12 protein-coding genes are annotated in these 18,731 nt (G+C 32.4%); all 12 read left to right on the forward strand.

The genetic code is table 11. The features are described 5' to 3' along the window. A partial coding sequence (locus DFQ07_RS12480; RefSeq protein WP_166627786.1) for a BspA family leucine-rich repeat surface protein occupies window positions 1-1,833 on the forward strand: 1,833 nt, incomplete at its 5' end. Window positions 1,834-1,918: 85 nt separating this feature from the next. Further along, window positions 1,919-3,190, forward strand: coding sequence for a DUF418 domain-containing protein (locus DFQ07_RS12485; RefSeq protein ID WP_133537354.1), 1,272 nt, complete (start codon window positions 1,919-1,921; stop codon window positions 3,188-3,190). 242 nt (window positions 3,191-3,432) lie between these two features. Further along, entirely contained in the window at window positions 3,433-4,251 is an 819-nt protein-coding gene (locus DFQ07_RS12490; protein ID WP_133537356.1) for a nuclear transport factor 2 family protein, read from the forward strand. 13 nt (window positions 4,252-4,264) lie between these two features. Then, window positions 4,265-4,633, forward strand: coding sequence for a DUF6249 domain-containing protein (locus DFQ07_RS12495; RefSeq protein WP_133537358.1), 369 nt, complete (start codon window positions 4,265-4,267; stop codon window positions 4,631-4,633). 4 nt (window positions 4,634-4,637) lie between these two features. Beyond that, on the forward strand, window positions 4,638-5,153 hold the full coding sequence (locus DFQ07_RS12500; RefSeq protein WP_166627787.1) for an RNA polymerase sigma factor: 516 nt from the start codon (window positions 4,638-4,640) through the stop codon (window positions 5,151-5,153). 454 nt (window positions 5,154-5,607) lie between these two features. Continuing rightward, on the forward strand, window positions 5,608-6,426 hold the full coding sequence (locus DFQ07_RS12505) for an FISUMP domain-containing protein (RefSeq protein WP_133537362.1): 819 nt from the start codon (window positions 5,608-5,610) through the stop codon (window positions 6,424-6,426). Window positions 6,427-6,601: 175 nt separating this feature from the next. Continuing rightward, on the forward strand, window positions 6,602-7,921 hold the full coding sequence (locus DFQ07_RS12510; RefSeq protein WP_166627788.1) for a S41 family peptidase: 1,320 nt from the start codon (window positions 6,602-6,604) through the stop codon (window positions 7,919-7,921). Then, complete coding sequence (locus DFQ07_RS12515) at window positions 7,918-9,027, forward strand: FG-GAP repeat domain-containing protein (protein WP_133537366.1); 1,110 nt, start codon at window positions 7,918-7,920, stop codon at window positions 9,025-9,027. Before DFQ07_RS12510 ends, DFQ07_RS12515 begins: the two co-directional genes overlap by 4 nt. Window positions 9,028-9,031: 4 nt before the next feature. Next, window positions 9,032-10,393, forward strand: a complete 1,362-nt coding sequence (locus DFQ07_RS12520; protein ID WP_243743983.1) for a serine hydrolase domain-containing protein — start codon at window positions 9,032-9,034, stop codon at window positions 10,391-10,393. 4 nt (window positions 10,394-10,397) lie between these two features. After that, window positions 10,398-11,066 carry a DUF4386 domain-containing protein gene (locus tag DFQ07_RS12525; protein ID WP_133537368.1) on the forward strand — a complete coding sequence of 223 codons (669 nt, stop codon included), beginning with the start codon at window positions 10,398-10,400 and terminating at the stop codon, window positions 11,064-11,066. A gap of 160 nt (window positions 11,067-11,226) precedes the next feature. Further along, complete coding sequence (locus tag DFQ07_RS15655) at window positions 11,227-11,391, forward strand: hypothetical protein (RefSeq protein ID WP_166627789.1); 165 nt, start codon at window positions 11,227-11,229, stop codon at window positions 11,389-11,391. Between the two features lie 770 nt (window positions 11,392-12,161). Beyond that, complete coding sequence (locus tag DFQ07_RS12530) at window positions 12,162-18,725, forward strand: DUF7507 domain-containing protein (protein WP_133537370.1); 6,564 nt, start codon at window positions 12,162-12,164, stop codon at window positions 18,723-18,725. Window positions 18,726-18,731 lie beyond the last annotated feature (6 nt).

An 18,731-nucleotide genomic window follows, 5' to 3' on the forward strand; every position in this document is an offset into this window, starting at 1 on the left:
CCAAAAGAAATCAAACTAACCATTACTAATAGCGGAGAAGAAGATTTAATTTTAAAAAACTACACTTTTTCAGGTTCAAATGCAACTGAGTTTACCGTTAGAGCAAGTGAAACAGAGGAAACTATCCAAGCAGGTAAAACTTATGAATTTTCAGTAATCTTTAAACCTACAGAAGAAGGTAGCAAAACAGCAATACTTACCATTATCAGTAATATAGGTGAGCATAAAGTAAATATATCAGGTAAAGGGACGCCAGAACCAGTTGCTGTTTTTAACATTAACCCAGAAAGTAAAGATTTTGGTGATGTAGAAGTAGATGCAACAGCATCACAAACTTTTAAAATTACAAACACAGGTAATGCAGATTTAATTATATCTACTACTTCTTTATCTAATACATCAGATTTTAGTACAGATCTAACCAATAAGACGATAACACCTAGCGGGTTTTATGAATTTTCTGTAGCGTTTAAACCTACTACAGAAGGCATTAAAACTACGACTATTAAACTGACTACTAACATAGGTGAATACACGGTTAGTTTAAAAGGAAATGCTACTCCTAAAACAATTATAATAGTGAGCCCTGGATTTGTGACTAATTGGAAAACAACAACATCAAACGAAACGATTACGATTCCTACTAATTCATCTTACACATACAATTACACAGTAGAATGGGGAGATGGTACCGTAAGTGAAAATCACACAGGTGATGCTTCACACACTTACGACAACCCTGGTGTATATAATGTAGCAATCACAGGTACATTTCCTGCTATATTTTTTAACAATACTGGAGATAAAACTAAAATAAAAGGAATAAAACAATGGGGAAATATCGCATGGAAGTCTATGGAGGGTGCTTTTCATGGGTGTACCTATTTGAATTCTACAGCAACAGATATTCCTGACTTATCACAGGTTACAAGTATGGCTTCTATGTTTAACACGGCTTATCGCTACCAGTTTGACGAACCCATCGGTGATTGGGACGTCAGTAATGTTACTGATATGAGCAATTTATTCAAAATTACATATTTCAATAAGAACATCAGTAATTGGAATGTGAGTAATGTAACCAATATGTTAGGTATGTTTGAAGGTGCAAGAGATTTCAATCAAGACATCAGCAGTTGGAATGTTAGTTCAGTAACTAATATGTCGCTAATGTTTTTAAGTGCTAATTCATTTAACCAAAATCTTGATAGTTGGGATGTTAGTAATGTCACTGACATGAGCTGGATGTTCTATAAAAATGAAGCCTTCAACGGAAGCATAAATAACTGGGATGTCAGCTCAGTTACCACCATGAGGTCAATGTTTGAGAAGACATTAGTTTTCGATCAACCATTAGGCAATTGGAATATTAGCTCATTGAGTAATGTGTTTTATATGTTTACGAATGCCGTGGCATTCAATCAGGATATTAGCAAATGGAATATAAACAACGGTAAATTATCCCAACTTCCGGGAATGTTTAAAGGGGCCATTGCTTTTAATCAAGACTTAAGTGCTTGGGATATGAGTAATATAACTAGTATGTCAGGTATGTTTGAAGGAGCCTCTTCATTTAATCAGAACCTAGGTGATTGGGATATTACTAAAGTAGAGTTTCAACTGGGTAGTATGTTAGATGATACAGCACTATCTGTAGCTAACTACAATGCCACCCTCTTAGGTTGGTCACAACAAGCCATTGTGTATGAAAATATTTTGGGTGCCAAAGGGTTGAAATTTTGCAATGATGGTGAAAGTGCTAGAAATGCTCTAATAGCAAAAGGTTGGACATTTAACGGAGATTCCAAAAGTACAGATTCAAGTTGCCAGTAATTAAGAAAATAAATAAGATAAAGTTGACACACATTAGTAAAAATGTGTGTCAACTCTACAACTAAGATAGTATTAAATAAACCCTATGCTTAATCAAACTAAAGTTGAACCCACAGTAACTTCAGAACGCATCCCTTCTTTAGATTTCTTAAGAGGGGTTGCTATTCTTGGCATCTTATTTATAAATATAGAATCCTTTGTGTATCCTAACCCATGGAGTTCATGGCAATATGGATATGAAAGTGCTATAGATCATAACACTCGTTTTTGGGTATACTTTTTAACACAAGGTAAGTTTTACACCATGTTTGCATTGCTTTTCGGAGTTGGTTTTGTCATTTTTATGGAACGCATTCAGCAAAGAGTATCTGGAATAAAAGCAATGGACATTTATGTTAGAAGACTACTCTGGTTATTTATTATAGGGGTTATACATGCCTACTTTATTTGGGATGGAGATATATTGTATCATTATGCGATATGTGGTTTACTATTGCTCCCATTTCGTTCTATCGCAAATAATCATTTAATATTGGTTCTTTTATTTTTAGCTTCTTTTCTGTTTTTAAAATCGTATGAAAGTGCTACCAAAAAACAAGAAACTTATGCTAGATATGTTGAAGCATCCAACAAAAAGGAAACTGAAAAAACTGAAAAAGATGAAAAACTAATTGCTTCATGGAAAAAAAGATATTCAAAAAAGTTATCAGGTCTTTCTAAAAAAGTAAACGCTCCGAAACCTACATATTGGCAAGGTCTTGTAAATTCTTACCAACATCTTAAAGTACATAAAGGTGAATTTTATTATCAGTCATTAATCCTGTCTTCATTAATCGTAATGATTATAGGCATGCTATTGTTTAGAGTTGGTATTTTTTCTGATTATAAAACATGGAAATATTATTGGCTTATTACTTCTTTAGTATTAGTAATAGGTTTGGTAGTAAATTATACGCGTTATTATCATTGGACATACGAAGATCATATTCCTAATCTCAGCACTTTTAAAGCACTACTGTTTACATTTCCAAAAGAACTTTTAGGTATTGCGTATGTACTCTTGCTAAATGGGATATATCAAAAATACTTGAAGAATATAACTTTTAAAGTATTTACCAAAATTGGTAGAACTGCTTTATCAAATTACATTTTCCAAAGTGTCATTTTAGGCTTTTTGTTTTACGGATACGGTTTAGGAATGCATAATGGTTTTTCTAGGTTTCAATTATTGGGATTTGTAGTTGCTATTTGGAGTATACAAATCTTATGCACAATTCTTTGGTTAAAACACTACCAACAAGGTCCTTTAGAGTTTATATGGAGAAAATTAACCTATAAATCATTTAACAAAAACTAAGCTATGTCTGTATACAGCTCATTTTACAGATACTTTATCATTGTTTTTGTGATTTGTTTTTTTTGGCTACAAGAGCATTTTAAGCAATACTTATTTTTCCTATAAACAAGTAAATCCATAAACCTCATCTAAACACATCTAAATGATATTACTTCTCGTTAAAATAAAATTAGGCTCTTTGTAACCTTTTCTTTTTTTAATTCATCTTAAATAAAAAGAATATAAAATTAAAAACTACAAAAATGAACTTAAAAAGATTAAAAGCGTTTCGATTGGTAATTATTTGTTTAACACAGTTAACTTGGTTTTCAAGCATAGCTCAAACTAATACTCATAACTCTAAAAATATAAATTCTAGTTTGTTTGAAGAGATTTCGAGAATGGACTCCCTACTTTTTTCTGCTTATAACAATGCGGAAATCGATAAGTATAAATCTTTAATAAGTGAAGACATAGAATTTTTTCACGATAAAAATGGACTAATCAATTCTAAAAAAAGAATTGTGGATAGTTTTAAAAAAATGACTACTAAAGAAAAAAACACTGCTTATTCAATTACAAGAATATTAGTTGAAAACTCTTTGGAAATCCATCAAATTTCTGGCTTCGGAGCTATAGAAACTGGAACACATCAGTTTATAGAAACCAATGGAAGTAACCAAAAAATAATCACACAAGCTAAATTCATGCACCTTTGGAAAAAAGAGAATGGGAATTGGGTTATTACTAAAGTGTTTAGTTATGACCATCAACCTATAAAAGAAAAAGTAAATCCAGATAAAAAAGCCATCTCCTTAACAACTAAACAAATGGATGCGTACACGGGAGCGTATCAATTCGCTCCAGAGTTTGTTCTCACCATAGTACGTGAAGGTCATAAAATGTTTGGTTTGGCTCATGGAGATAAAATTGAAATCATACCATATAATACCCACAAGTTTTTAATAGCAACAGATAATTCAAAAATTGAATTTCTTGTCAATGAAAATGAAATTGTAACTGGTATTGAAATGGAGACCAAAAAAGGAAAGATGAAAGCACAAAAAATAACGAACAAATAAAATTCATAAAATTATGACCTCACTAATTATAGCATGCATTATTTCAGTAACTGCAATTACTGCGCTTTTTTTTGCATGGTATTTTTATCTACAAGCCAGAAATAAAGAGCGAATGGAACTAATAGACCGAGGAGAAAAATTAGAAGATATTTTTCGGTTGCAAAAACAAAACAGATTCAAATTCATATTTCCATGGCTAAAAGTTTCTGTTGTAATTCTTGGTATGAGTGTGTCATTTCTTTTAATTGGAATTTACATTTTTTTCCAAGCTGATGATTCTGATAAGGCGAAAGGTTTCTTTATAACCTTCATCATTGGTATCTGTTTAGGAATATCATGCATGATCAACCATTTTATAAGTAGAAAAAATACCAGAAAATAACAAAGTGGATGATTTTTATATTGATAAAGTACTCAACGGAGATAAGCAAGCTTTCCGATATTTTGTAAGAAAATATAAAAATGTTGCTTATAATTTGGCCATTTCAATTGTAAAAGACACTTATAATGCAGAAGATGTGGTTCAAGAATCATTTATTAAGGCATTTAAAGGCTTACAATCTTTTAAGAAAAACGCCAAATTTTCATCATGGTTTTACAGAATTGTAGTTAACGAGGCTTTTATGCATTTAAGGAAAAATAAAGTTGATTTTGTTGAGATAGATGATCAACTAAAAAAACTAAGTTCAAATGAAATTAAAGAAAACGAAAAAGGATTATCAGTACAAAGAGCAATGCTCAAATTAAATCCCAATGAAGCACTGGTTTTAAATTTATTTTATTTAGAGGAAAAGAAGATAAAAGAAATTGCGAGTATCACCAGCTGGTCTATTTCGAACGTAAAAACACTATTACATCGTTCTAGAAAAAATATACGCAAACTATTAAATAACGATTTATGAAAGACAACTTTGACGAAGATTATAATAAGATGAAAGATATACTTAAAGAGGGAAAGTTTAAGCTGAATAATCCCAATTTTGAGGAAACCTTGATGTCAAGAATTGTTTTAGAAAAAAACTATAAAGTTGGTATAAGAAATTTAATAAAACGAGCTCTTGTTTGTCTTATTATAGGTTTTATATTAAGTATCTCACTCGTCTTATTATTTCTTTTCAATAAAATGGAGTTCAACAACTTCTATAACCTATCAAGTGTAATATGTCTATTTGTTTTGGGTATTGTAGGTATTTTACTTACGGATAATTTTCTAAAGCTTTTACATAATTATAACATTAGTTAACTCTATAAATAAAAGAACAGATAAAATAGATGTAACGAGAACCATTTCTAATATATAACGAAATATTAAGCAAGTAAAATTAACCTAATTATTAATATAAAAATTGATTATGTATGAATCAAAGAATTTTTAACTTATTTAAATTAAACGCTTTAATTACAATTATCTTATTGTCAACATCTTGTTCCAATAACGATAGCGACCCATGTGCTAATAGCACACTGGCAGTAACAGCTACCGTAGAGGAATACTCGATAAAAGCTACAGTAACAGGAGGTGTAGAACCTTACGAATACTCTATAGATGGGACTACATTTCAAACATCCGATACGTTCACTGATGTCGAATCCGGAGACTATACCCTTACGGTTAGAGATGCCAACACCTGTACATCTACTACAAGTGTAACAGAAGCCGATTTAAATTCATTGTTAGACGAACGGGATGGGCAACGCTACAAAATAGTAAAAATCGGCAATCAAATCTGGTTGGGCGAAAACTTTAATTTCGATACCAATATCACTACCACAACGTCGTCATGGTGTTATGGTGATGAGGCTACAAATTGCAATACCTATGGGAAACTTTACACCTGGGAGGCTGCTTCGCAATTGGCTCCAGAAGGATGGAAATTACCAACTCAAGGGGACTGGCAGGTTTTATTTAATGAAGTTGGTGGTATAAATGTGGCTCATACAGAACTAATGAATGGTGATTTTGAATTATTGACTACAGGTTACAGAAGTGTAACAAATGAATATTATGAAAGCCCTCAATGGGGATATTATTGGTCTTCTACAGAAGATAGCACAGACAACAACACCTATTATTGTTATGGTTTTCATCCAGATTATGGTGAAGTACGTGAATTCTCTGCCTTAAAAGATAAGGTTGCGTTTGGTGTAAGACTCATCAAAATCCAGAATAATTAATAGCAAATACCCATTATTTATGATCTCTTTTCATCAAAAAGTAAAACCAATTGTATTCATCTTGTTGCTCATTTTAATATGTAATAACCTCAAGGCACAACAAAGTGGTTTTAGCCCAAACAGGACATATTCTCAGGATAGTTTAAAAATCTGGACAACGGACATTTTTGATGAAATGAGTAAAAGTCACCCTGGGTTTTATCGGTATACCAGTAAGGAAAGGTTTGATTTCCTCATAGACTCTACAAATCAAACAATTAAAAATTCATTAACAGAATTAGAATATTACAGAAAGTTAAAACCTTTAATTGCGCAATTAGGATGTCTTCATACCAGTATATCACTTTCAAAAAAATATCAGGATTATTTGAATACTAGTCAATCAATGCTACCCCTAGAAATTTTTATTAATTCCAACGGGGTAGTATTGATTTCTAATAGCTATGTTTCTGATTCTAATATTCCTATTGGAAGTGAAATTCTATCTATTAACGGAAAACCAATTCATTCTATAATCAACAAATTACTCAAGGCTATCCCATCAGATGGATATAACCAAACAGAAAAAATACTATTGCTAAACCATAGGTTTTCCTTTTGGTACCAAACTATTATAGAAGCTACTGAAAAATTCAGTATAAAAATTGCTAATAATGATAAAACTGAAATGTATGAGGTTAAAGGCATTTCAAAAGATGTATTCCCTTCTTTAGATGCGATTATTTATGGCAATCAAAAAACTTTAGAATTTGAAATTATTGACAATATTGGTGTATTAAAAATACGTTCATTTGCAAAAACAGCTATCAAAGAAAACAGCCAGAATTTTAAACGATTTATCAAAGAAGTTTTTCAAAAAATTCAAACTAAAGAAATCAAAGATTTAATAGTAGATGTAAGGTATAATACTGGAGGTACTGATAGTAATGCTGTACTATTAGCCTCATATTTCTTTGACAAACCTTTTAAATATTGGAATAAAATTGAAGTAACTGAAGCTATTGCAAAGGATGTAAAAGGATTAGATAAACTTTTTTATAAAAAACCCAAAAAAAAAGGTGAACTATACCAATGGAAAAAAACATGGGTAACTAAAGAGTTTGATTTTTATGAAGAGCAAAAACCAGCAAAGAATAATTTTAAAGGAAATCTGTATATCATAACTAATGGGATGTGCTTATCATCCTGTTCTGATTTTGCCGCAATACTTTCTCATAATAAAAAAGCAATTATTGTAGGACAAGAAACTGGAGGAGGATATCAAGGGAATACTAGCGGCATGATGCCTAGTTTTATTATTCCTTCTGGTCTTCGTATAACTATGCCATTACAAAAATACACCAGTGCTGTTGACTTAACTAAAAACTTTGGAAGAGGTACTATTCCAGACCATATTGTTATCCCGAATTTCAACGATTGGATAGAAAAGAAAGATGTGGAAATGGACTATATATTGAAAATGATTAAGGGTAAGAGAACAAAAAAACAACTATGATAAATAAAAAAACACTCTGGTACATTTGTTTTGGGATATACATCAATGGCTTTTCACAAGAAGTGTCGTTTTTTAATGCCGATGGTTTTTTTTCTATCGGAACTCAATCTAACAGAACAGCCTCAATAACTTTGTTTGATATAGATAAAGATGGTGATTTAGATGCATTAATTGCCAATGGTAGACATTGGGCTGAACAGAACTACCTGCATTATAATGATGGTAAAGGAGGATTTAAAGAAGCGCTTCCAATAGGTAAACTATTAGATGCTTCGTATGCAATAAAAAGTGCCGATTTTAACAATGATGGTTATATGGATATCGCAGTGGTTAATGACAATATTAAAAACAAAATTTATTTTGGTTCTAACAATAATGGTTTTGAAAAAGAAATATCTTTTGGTTCAATAGCACCTTCCAGGAATCTTGAAGTAGCCGATATTGATGGTGATGGAGATACAGACCTAATTATATCAAACCGAAGAGCTGTGAATGAAATTTGTGTCAACGATAGTTTAGGGAACTTTGATACAATTATTAATTTCGGGAATAAATCAGACCAAACCATACAAACCTTAGTAATAGATATCAATAATGATGGATATTTAGATTTAATAACTGCCGAAAGAAAAGGTAAGAACAAAATATATCTTGGAGATAAAAAATTATCTTTTTCTAAAATTGTAGAGTTTGGTAATGAAAATGTCGAAACTCGCTCTATTGATATTGCTGACTTTAACAAAGATGGATTTTTAGATATCGTAACTGGGAATTTAGGAGCTAAAAACAGTATCTATTTTGGAAGTGAGACATTAGATTTTAAAAATTACTTAGAGTTTTCCGGCGAACGAATGACTTACTCTATAAAGGTGGCTGACTTAAATCAAGATGGCTTTTTGGATATTGTTGAAGGAAATTCAGAGGAAAGAAACTATGTTTTCCTTGGTAAAGAAAACACAACTTTTCAGGAAATAGGATTAAGAGACGACCTAAAAGATGCTACTTATCATATAGCTATTGGCGATCTAAACAATGATGGGATATTGGATATTATAGAAGCTAACTCTGGAGCTTGGAATCTATATTATAGAACAGTTAAAAAATAAACATATGAGCTGTTTATATAACTTGTTGCCAATCATGTTACGATTAAACCAAAAAACACTTCTATTCTTTTTTACTGTTTTACTAATTAAAATAGGCTCTGCACAAAGTATTGACACTCAAAAGCTAGACACCTACTTCAATTCAATTGAGATTAATAATAAATTTATGGGCAGTGTAGCCATCCTAAAAAAAGGAAACATAATCTACACTAAACAGGTTGGCTTTTCTGATATTCAATCAAAACACAAACCTGATAATAATACGAAGTACAGAATTGGTAGTATATCAAAAGTATTTACGGCTACCCTCCTATTTAAAGCTATAGAAGAAGGAAAAATAACCCTTAATGAGACTATTAACTCTTACTTTCCTGAAATAAAAAACGCAAATAAAATCACCATTTCAAATTTGTTAAATCACAGAAGTGGTATTCATAGCTTTACAAATAACAAAAATGAGTTTTTAAGCTATCATACTCAATCGAAAACTGAAAAGGAAATGATTACAATTATAACCAAAGGGGGAAGTGATTTTAAACCTAATGAAAAAGCAGCTTATAGCAATTCAAACTACCTATTATTATCCTATATTTTAGAAAAACTTTATAAAAAGCCTTATGCTCAAATTTTGGAAAATGAAATTACAAAACCTTTAAATTTGAATCAAACATTTTTCGGAAGCAAAATTAATATAGAGAATAATGAATGTTACGCTTATCGTTTTGTAGACAAATGGAAACAAACAGAGGAAACCGATCCGTCAATTGATATGGGAGCGGGTGGTATTGTTTCTTCTCCAACAGATTTAGTACTTTTTGCAAAAGCCTTGTTTAGCCATAAAATACTTTCTGCAGAAAGTGTTGCACAAATGAAAACCATTCAAGACAAGTTTGGAATGGGAATTTTCAAAACGGAATACTACGACAAAGTTAGTTATGGTCATAATGGAGAAATAAATGGGTTCACTTCTGTTTTAAGGTATTTTCCTAATGAAGATATTGCTTTTGCAATCACATCCAATGGTTTGAATTACAATTTAAACACAATAACTGTTACCATTGTTAATAGTCTTTTTAATAAACACTTTAATATTCCTGATTTTAGGGTTTATAAACCAAGCTCCAAAGAACTAAATCAATATCTGGGTATCTATTCAAGTAAAACTTTTCCAGTAAAACTAACTGTTACAAAATCGGGGAAACAGTTACACTTGCAAGCACCCAGAGATTCTAAAATGAACTTACAAGCAACAGCAAAAGGAGAGTTTAAGTATGAGCCTGCAGATATCTCAATTGTGTTTAATATTGGAAAAAATCAAATGCTCATAACTCAAGGCGGGAAAACTAGTATATTAGATAAAGAATAAGAGTATGGAAATATTTAAAAACAAAGTAAAAATTGCTGGATTGCTTATCATTTTAGGAATGATAACTGGTGTGTTAAGTATTGCTTCGGCAGTTGACTCTTCAAACTACTTAACAGAAGCTTGCGCTAATACAACTCATGTATTACTTGCTGCTTTATTCCAGTTCATTTTGTTTCTAACATATGTAGGCTTTGCCATATTGCTATACCCAATTATAAAAAAACATAGTGAAAGTTTAGCTTTAGGCTTTTTAAGTTTCAGAATTACAGCAGGTATTATATTGATTATAGGAACTGTAATACTATTATCTATATTGACATTGAGTTGTGAATTTGTAAAAAGTGGTTCAGATAATATGCTATACGAGTCTATTGGCAATATTCTCAAAATTAGTCGCGATCAAGTGAATCACATTTTTATGGTAATAACTATTAGTACAGGTAACTTAATGCTGTACATACTTTTTCTAAGGTCAAAGTTAATCCCTAAATGGCTTTCAATATGGGCAATACTAGGAACAATCTTATCAACATTAGCTAGCATATTGCTCTTATTTAGTTTGATAGAAGTAATTACTATTGAATATGTAATTTTAAATGTACCAACAGGACTCTTTGAGCTTGTACTTGGTTTTTGGTTAATCGTTAAAGATTTTGAACAAAAAGAATTTTAAACAGCTATGAATAAAAAAAACTTAATTATGCATATTTTACTCATAATTACTTACTTAACTTCTAATGCTCAAACTTGGCAAAACCCGTCCGAAAAATAGCTTGGAAAGATATAGAACCTAAGGAAGGACACTATGATTTATCTATTATAGAACATATACTGTGTCACTTGGTATAGCTATTCAATATGGAAATTACATTGGTAAAGCCAGAGTAGATTTAGATTATAATGAAGAAAATGATAAAGGAAAACGCATACGAAAAAATATAGTTCCGATGCTTCATGATTTTGCCAAAGACTTCCTAAAAATTAATTATATGTTTTGAGGAAATCAAGAGCCATACTTTAAAGAAGATGTGTTACTATGCCTTCTTTTTTAAATTCATTGTTCAACTTTTTTAAACAAATAATCTTTTCTCGGTAGTGTTTAGAAAGAATCACTTTAAACAATTAACATCATATTACTAACAAAACAATATTTTTTATTTTTTTTATTCAAAAAAAATGTTAAATTCACAAACAATTGTGAAAATACAATCAAAAAAACACATTGATATTTACATCAAAAATTGGCTTTAAGTTTATTTTTTTATGAATAGAAAAATTTCTTAATGCTAAAAAGATTGTTACTTTCATTATTAAATAATGAATAGTTGAAATTAGTAAAATCTCTGTATTTGGATTTTTACTAAGGTACATTAAGCTAAAAAAAGAACATTAAGTCCCTCATAAAGATGAGTACTTTATTATTATTTCTTCAAAAAAACGGCTACTAACTCAATTTGAGTTTTTCTTGCCTCTTTCCTCCCCTTAAAAACAATGACACTATACTACGTATTATACGTACGGCTGAACGTTAGTATAAAACTATTATTGGTTTTTACTAAAGTGTTTTAAGTTTCTGCTAAAAAACAAACACCCAATAATGAGTTGTTTTAAAATTACCTAGCTTAATAAACTTGGTAAAAAATCCTTTTGTTAAGTATTTGACCAAACATCTACTTACTACTGTCTTTTTTTAATTCTATGCTCCTATAATCAGTTAAACCACTTCTAACACTGAATTATAGCTACGCATACTTAATTATCAACTATTATGAACAAAATTACCCATGTGTATTTAATTTGTAAAAAGTTTGACAGACACATAAAGTCAATCCTCTTTGCTTCATTTTTTCTATTCTTCAACCTTCTAACTTACGCCAACTCTCCCATAAGTGGAAATAACAATTATACAGCTCCCATCACTGTACCCTGTAACACAGATGATCCTGTTGCTGTAATTTCTTCTGGTTTCACTGATTTAACAATAACAGAAAACACTTCTGGTTTATGTGTATTAGGCTGTGGTATTACTAATTCAGGAAATATTATCGATTCCAATTCAGCAAACTACGCAACCGTTACTACCTTAATAGGTTTAGGAGTAACCCATACACTAACTGTAACAGACAATACTTCTGGAGAGTATTTTAGTTCAGGTGGTTTTGCTGGTTTTTTGATAGAGAATAGCTCTGTTTCACAAGTAGACCTGCTAAACTCCATAGTTATAAGAACCTATTTAGACGGTGTTGAACAAGAAACAAGCATAAGTAACTCATTAATTACACCTGATAGTAGCTTATTAAATAGCGACCAATATTATGTAGGATTTTATACAACACAAGATTATGATACTATTGAAATATCCCTAACTAGTTTGGCAGGTGTATTATCAAGCACAAACGTGTATTACGCAGTCACTAATAATTTTTGTACTGGTCCTGCTTTGAAAGCAAATACTCCTACAACATTAACTAAAACTGATTTTCCTGCCCGTATCGTTGATGAACATACAGGAATGGGAGGCATTTTAAATCTAGGTAGGGTTAACAACACTAATTCAGCAATCGATTCAGATAGCAATACATATGCTAGTATTGATTTTACTTTGGGAGTAGCCGCAACAGGAAGCATAGCCATAAAAGATGAGCTAACAAATTATCTAGCGCAAACCTATGTAGGATTTGATATTGAAAACGCTTCTATTTTGAATTTAGATTTAATTGAAGGAGTTACCATAACCACCTATTTAGACGGAGTTTCACAAGAGAGCAGATCAGGAAGTTCCGAATTATTATCTGTAGACAGTGGTTTGCTTTTTACTGGAACAGAACGTTCGCTAATAGGTTTTGTAACAACATTGCCTTTTGACGAAGTTCAATTAACCATAGAACAAACCCTTTCTTTAGATTTAGGAAGCACTCGTGTTTACAATCTGGTACTAGAAGTATTTAGTGAAGGTGCCCTAGAGTGTGATACAGCTACATTACTAAACAATCCTTCTCATCCTGTAATTATTAATAGTACCAATACAGGTGTAGAAGGCGTAGTTTGCGCGGCTTGTGAAATTGACAATGCTACAAATGTTATCAATGAAAGTACTACTGATTATGCCTCTATAAATGTAGCTGCTGGTGTTGCCAATACTGCCTCTATTTCGGTGGAAAATGTATTAAATATATATCCTGCTGGCAGTAGTGCTGGTTTTGTTATTAGAGATACTAATGATTTACTGAAACTGAATTTACTAAACTCTTTAACAGTAACCACCTATTTAAATGGTACTGTTCAAGAATCTCAATCAGGAAATGGTTTGCTAGCACTTGAAGCTTTGGGATTAATAAATATTACCCCTTCAAGTACAGATGGTTTTTATTTAGTCGGATTTTCTACTACTTTAGAATATGATCAAATTAGACTTACAGTAAATGCCTTAGCTGCTGTTATAAATAGCATAGAAGTGTATGGTAGTTATGTAGATGCTTCTATACAAATAAATGGTAACGCTATTAACGAAACAGCAATAGGAGCCTCAAACGGAAGCTTAACAGTAACTGTCTCTGGAGGAACACCTCCCTATACTTATTTATGGAGTCCTAATGGAGAAACCTCAAACACAATTAGCGGATTATCTCCAGGAACTTATAGTGTAAAAGTAACGGATAGTTTGGGGTGTGAAGCGACCTCCGAATATATTATTTATACTGATGGTGTACAGTATCCTGTACCCTGTAATACTGAAAATCCTATAGCCGTAACCAATTCAGGATTCACAGACTTAACTATAACTGAGAATACTTCTGGGCTTTGTGTGGCAGGCTGTAGCATTACCGGTTCAAATAATATTATCGATTCAGACTCTTCTAATTATGCAACTGTAAACACCTTAGTTGGACTTGGTGTTACACATACGCTAACGGTTACCGACAATACCGTAGGTGAGTTTTTTGAAGCTGGCGGTTATGCAGGCTTTTTAATAGAAAATGCTTCAATAGTTCAAGCGGATCTTTTAAATGCTATTTCTATTACAACCTATCTTGACGGTGTGCAACAAGAAACCAATGCAGGTACTTCACTAGCTCCAATAGACAGTTCTCTTTTAGGAGGTGATGCTTTTTATGTCGGATTCTACACTACAATGGATTATGATGCTATTGAAATTGCAATTTCAAGTCTTGCTGGTATTGCTTCAACAACAAATATTTACCATGCTGTAACCAATAGGTTTTGTGTCGGTCCTGAACTGGCATGTAATACTGCAACCCAATTAACCAAACCCGATTTTCCAATTAGAATTGTAGATGAACATACAGGAACTGGTGGTATTTTAACTCTAGGTAATGTAAGTAATACAAATAATACTATTGATTCTAACCTCAACAATTATGCTACTATAAACCTATTAGCTGGTGTGGCTGGTGTAGCTTCTATAGCTTATAAAGATGAAGTTACCAACTATACTGCAAATTCTTTTGCTGGGTTTGATATAGAAAACACTACAATTTTAAATACAGAATTATTCGATGCCTTAACCATTTCAACTTATTTAGATGGAGTACTTGTAGAATCTAAAACAGGAACAACAGAATTACTTCCTATAGATTCTGGTTTGTTACTAACAGGAAGTGAATCTGTACGAGTAGGATTTATTACTACTGCTCCTTTTGATGAAGTACAACTTTCTTTAACCCAAACACTTTCGTTAGATTTAGGTAGCACTCGTGTTTATGGTATGGTACTAGAATCCTTCTGTCCTAGTACTATTAATTGTGATGAACCTTATGTACTGTCTAATCCCAGTGATTCAGTCATTATTAACAATGAGAATACAGGAACAGATGGTGTAGCTTGTATTGCTTGCGAAGTTGACAATGCAATCAATGTTATCTCAGAAGACAATTCTGATTATGCTCTTATAAATATCGTAACTGGCACTTCAGGTAGTGGGTCTATCTCCATTCAGGATGTACTTGTCGATTATCCTGCAGGTACTCAAGCTGGTTTTGTAATTAGAGATACGAACGATTTGCTTCAAGCAGATTTATTAAATACGCTTACTATTACAACCTATCTTGACGGTGTTCAACAAGAACAACAAACTTCGAATAATATTTTAGCATTAGATGCTCTTGGGTTGAATATAATTCCTACAAATACTGATGGTTTTTATGCAGTAGCTTTTACAACAACCTCTAGCTTTGACGAGATTCAATTAACGGTAACATCATTAGTCGCTGCCATCAACTCAATTGAAGTATACGGCGGATATCTTGATACTACAGGAACTACTTTCTGTCAAGTAGCTGGAATTGCCTTATTAAAACAAGGTGTGTTTAATGATTTAGACAGTGATGGATGTACCGATGTTGGTGAAACAATTACCTACACATATACAGTTACTAATACAGGTAATGTAAGTATTATCAATATTGAGTTAATCGACCCTCTATCTCCTACACCTCTAACTTTAGTTTCAGGAGACGCTGATGGAGATAACGAATTGGATGTTGATGAAACATGGATTTATACACTCAACTACGTTATTACCCAAGATGATATAGATACTGGTTCGGTTACTGGACAAGCTACCGTAACAGGAATTAGCACTGGAGGAACCAACGTTAGCGATTTATCAGACGACAATAATATTTTAGAAGACGATCCTACAGTAATTAACTTATGTCAAACCGAAGATATAGCACTTATTAAACAAGGAACTATAAATGATGAAAACGGAGACGGTTGTAGCGATGCGGGAGAAAGCATCACATTTGTGCTTTCTGTAATAAACACAGGTAATACAACTTTAAACTCGGTAGTAGTAACAGACCCGTTATTAACAGTAGCTTATAGCTCTGGTGATACTGATACAGATAACGAGTTAGATGTTGATGAAATATGGGTTTACACAGGAACCTATAGTGTTACTCCATTAGACATTACAAACAACCTAGTACAAAATCAAGCAACAGTACAAGCCTCAACTGTTTCTGGTGGTACAGTATCTGATCAATCAGATGATAATAGTGTTTTAGAAGATGACACAACAACAATTGGACTATGTCAAAATCCAGATATTGCCGTTATAAAAACAGCAAGTCATAATGATACTAATTCAGGTGGCTGTACCAATGTAGGCGAAACCCTTACCTACACTATGACTGTAACCAATCAAGGAAATACAAGTTTAACCAATGTTACGCTAAATGACCCATTACTTGGTGGAGCTGTTCCGTTGAGTTCAGGAGATGTAAACACAAATAATGTCTTAGATGTAGGCGAAATATGGATATACACAGCCAACTATAGTTTAACTCAAGATGATATTGATGCAGGAACTGTTATTAATCAAGCTACTGGAAGCGGAGAATCATCTTTAGGTGTAGTTGTAACAGATTTATCAGATAACAATAGTATTCTTGAAGACGATCCTACACAAACTTCACTGTGTCAATCCGCTGGAATTGCAGTTATCAAAACAAGTACATTTAATGATGAAGATACTGATGGTTGTAGTGATGTTGGAGAAACTATTACCTACTCTTTTACTGTTACTAATACTGGAAATACTAGTATTACCAATGTCGTATTGAACGACCCTATGTTAGGTGGTACAATAGCTCTAGCTTCTGGTGATATGGATAGTGACAATGAGCTCGACCCTAGTGAAACATGGAATTACACTACAAATTATTCCATCACACAAGCTGATATCGATACTGGTTCAGTAAGCAATCAAGCTATAGTAACGGGAACTAGTGCTAACGGAACAGATGTGAGTGATTTATCTGATGACAATAGTCCTACAGAAAATGACCAAACACAAACAACTTTATGTCAATCTCCCGGAATTGCACTTATTAAAACTGGCACTTTTAACGACCAAGATACTGATGGTTGTAGTGATGTTGGAGAAACCATTACCTATACTTTTACTGTTACCAACACAGGAAATACTGTTTTAATCAACACTATTCTTAACGACCCCTTGTTGGGAGGTGCAATAGCCCTAGACTCAGGAGATACAGATAGCGACAGTCAACTTGATGTAGGTGAAACATGGATTTATACTGCCAATTATACTCTAACTCAAAATGATATTGATACAGGTTCTATAAGTAACCAAGCGACTGTGAATGGAGAATCAAACCTAGGTGTAACAGTTTCTGATTTATCCGATGATAGTAGTACTCTTGAAGATGATCCTACTCAAACATCTTTATGTCAATCTAATGGAATTGCACTTATCAAAACGGGAACTTTTAATGACGAAGATACTGATGGGTGTAGTGATGCTGGAGAAACCATTACGTATACTTTTACTGTTACCAATACAGGAAATACTAATATTACGAATGTAGTACTAAATGATCCGATGTTAGGTGGTACTATTGCCTTAGTTTCAGGTGACATCAACAATAATAATCAACTTGACATTAACGAAACTTGGAATTACACTTCTAACTATTCTATCACATTAGCAGACATTAATGCTGGCTTAATTACTAATCAGGCTACTATAACAGGTGTTAGCATTAACGGTACTAATGTCAGTGATTTATCAGATGATAATAGTACTCTTGAAGATAATCCTACCCAAACTAATTTATGTAATCCATATGCTATTTCTCTCGAAAAAATAAGCACCTTTAATGATACTGATGGGAACGGTTATGCTGATATGGGAGAAACTATATCATATACATTTATAGTTTATAATACAGGATCTGCTCCTCTTTATAATATAACTTTACATGATAATCTTCCGGGTATTATAATAAATGGCGGTCCTATTTCACAGTTATTACCAGGAGAAGTAGACAGTACTACTTTTACAGCTACTCACACAATAACTCAGCAAGACATTAGCAATGAATCAGTCACCAATCAAGCGATTGTCACTGCTGAAGATCCACTTGGCAACCCAGTAACAGATACATCCGACGATCCTGAAAATTTAGATAATATTGATCCCAATAACGATGGAGAGCCAGATGATCCTACAATAACTGATTTACCAATAGAAGACATTGAATTTGAAATCTTTAATGCTATATCTCCTGATGAAGATGGAGAAAATGATTTCTTTAGAATTAATGGTATTGAAGAATATCCTAATAATAATTTAAAAATATTTAATCGATGGGGAGTTTTAGTTTACGAAACAGATGCCTACGGTATTAACGGAAAAGTATTCAAAGGAGAATCACAAGGACGCGCAACTATAAATAAAGACCAAAAGCTACCAACAGGAACTTACTTCTACATATTAACGCGTTGGGTTGCCGACCAAGAATCAATGATTAACAAAGGATATTTATACTTAAAAAGAAACTAAAACCCC

The sequence above is a fragment of the Tenacibaculum caenipelagi genome, from assembly GCF_004363005.1.
GTDB classification, from domain to species: Bacteria; Bacteroidota; Bacteroidia; order Flavobacteriales; family Flavobacteriaceae; genus Polaribacter; species Polaribacter caenipelagi.

Bases quoted from the DNA above. Each gene is read 5' to 3' on its own strand.
- DFQ07_RS12490 (WP_133537356.1), top strand. From the start codon at position 3,433: ATGAACTTAAAAAGATTAAAAGCGTTTCGATTGGTAATTATTTGTTTA.
- DFQ07_RS12525 (WP_133537368.1), top strand. From the start codon at position 10,398: ATGGAAATATTTAAAAACAAAGTAAAAATTGCTGGATTGCTTATCATT.
- DFQ07_RS12495 (WP_133537358.1), top strand. From the start codon at position 4,265: ATGACCTCACTAATTATAGCATGCATTATTTCAGTAACTGCAATTACT.
- DFQ07_RS12520 (WP_243743983.1), top strand. From the start codon at position 9,032: ATGAGCTGTTTATATAACTTGTTGCCAATCATGTTACGATTAAACCAA.
- DFQ07_RS12530 (WP_133537370.1), top strand. From the start codon at position 12,162: ATGAACAAAATTACCCATGTGTATTTAATTTGTAAAAAGTTTGACAGA.
- DFQ07_RS12485 (WP_133537354.1), top strand. From the start codon at position 1,919: ATGCTTAATCAAACTAAAGTTGAACCCACAGTAACTTCAGAACGCATC.
- DFQ07_RS12515 (WP_133537366.1), top strand. From the start codon at position 7,918: ATGATAAATAAAAAAACACTCTGGTACATTTGTTTTGGGATATACATC.
- DFQ07_RS12505 (WP_133537362.1), top strand. From the start codon at position 5,608: ATGAATCAAAGAATTTTTAACTTATTTAAATTAAACGCTTTAATTACA.
- DFQ07_RS12510 (WP_166627788.1), top strand. From the start codon at position 6,602: ATGAGTAAAAGTCACCCTGGGTTTTATCGGTATACCAGTAAGGAAAGG.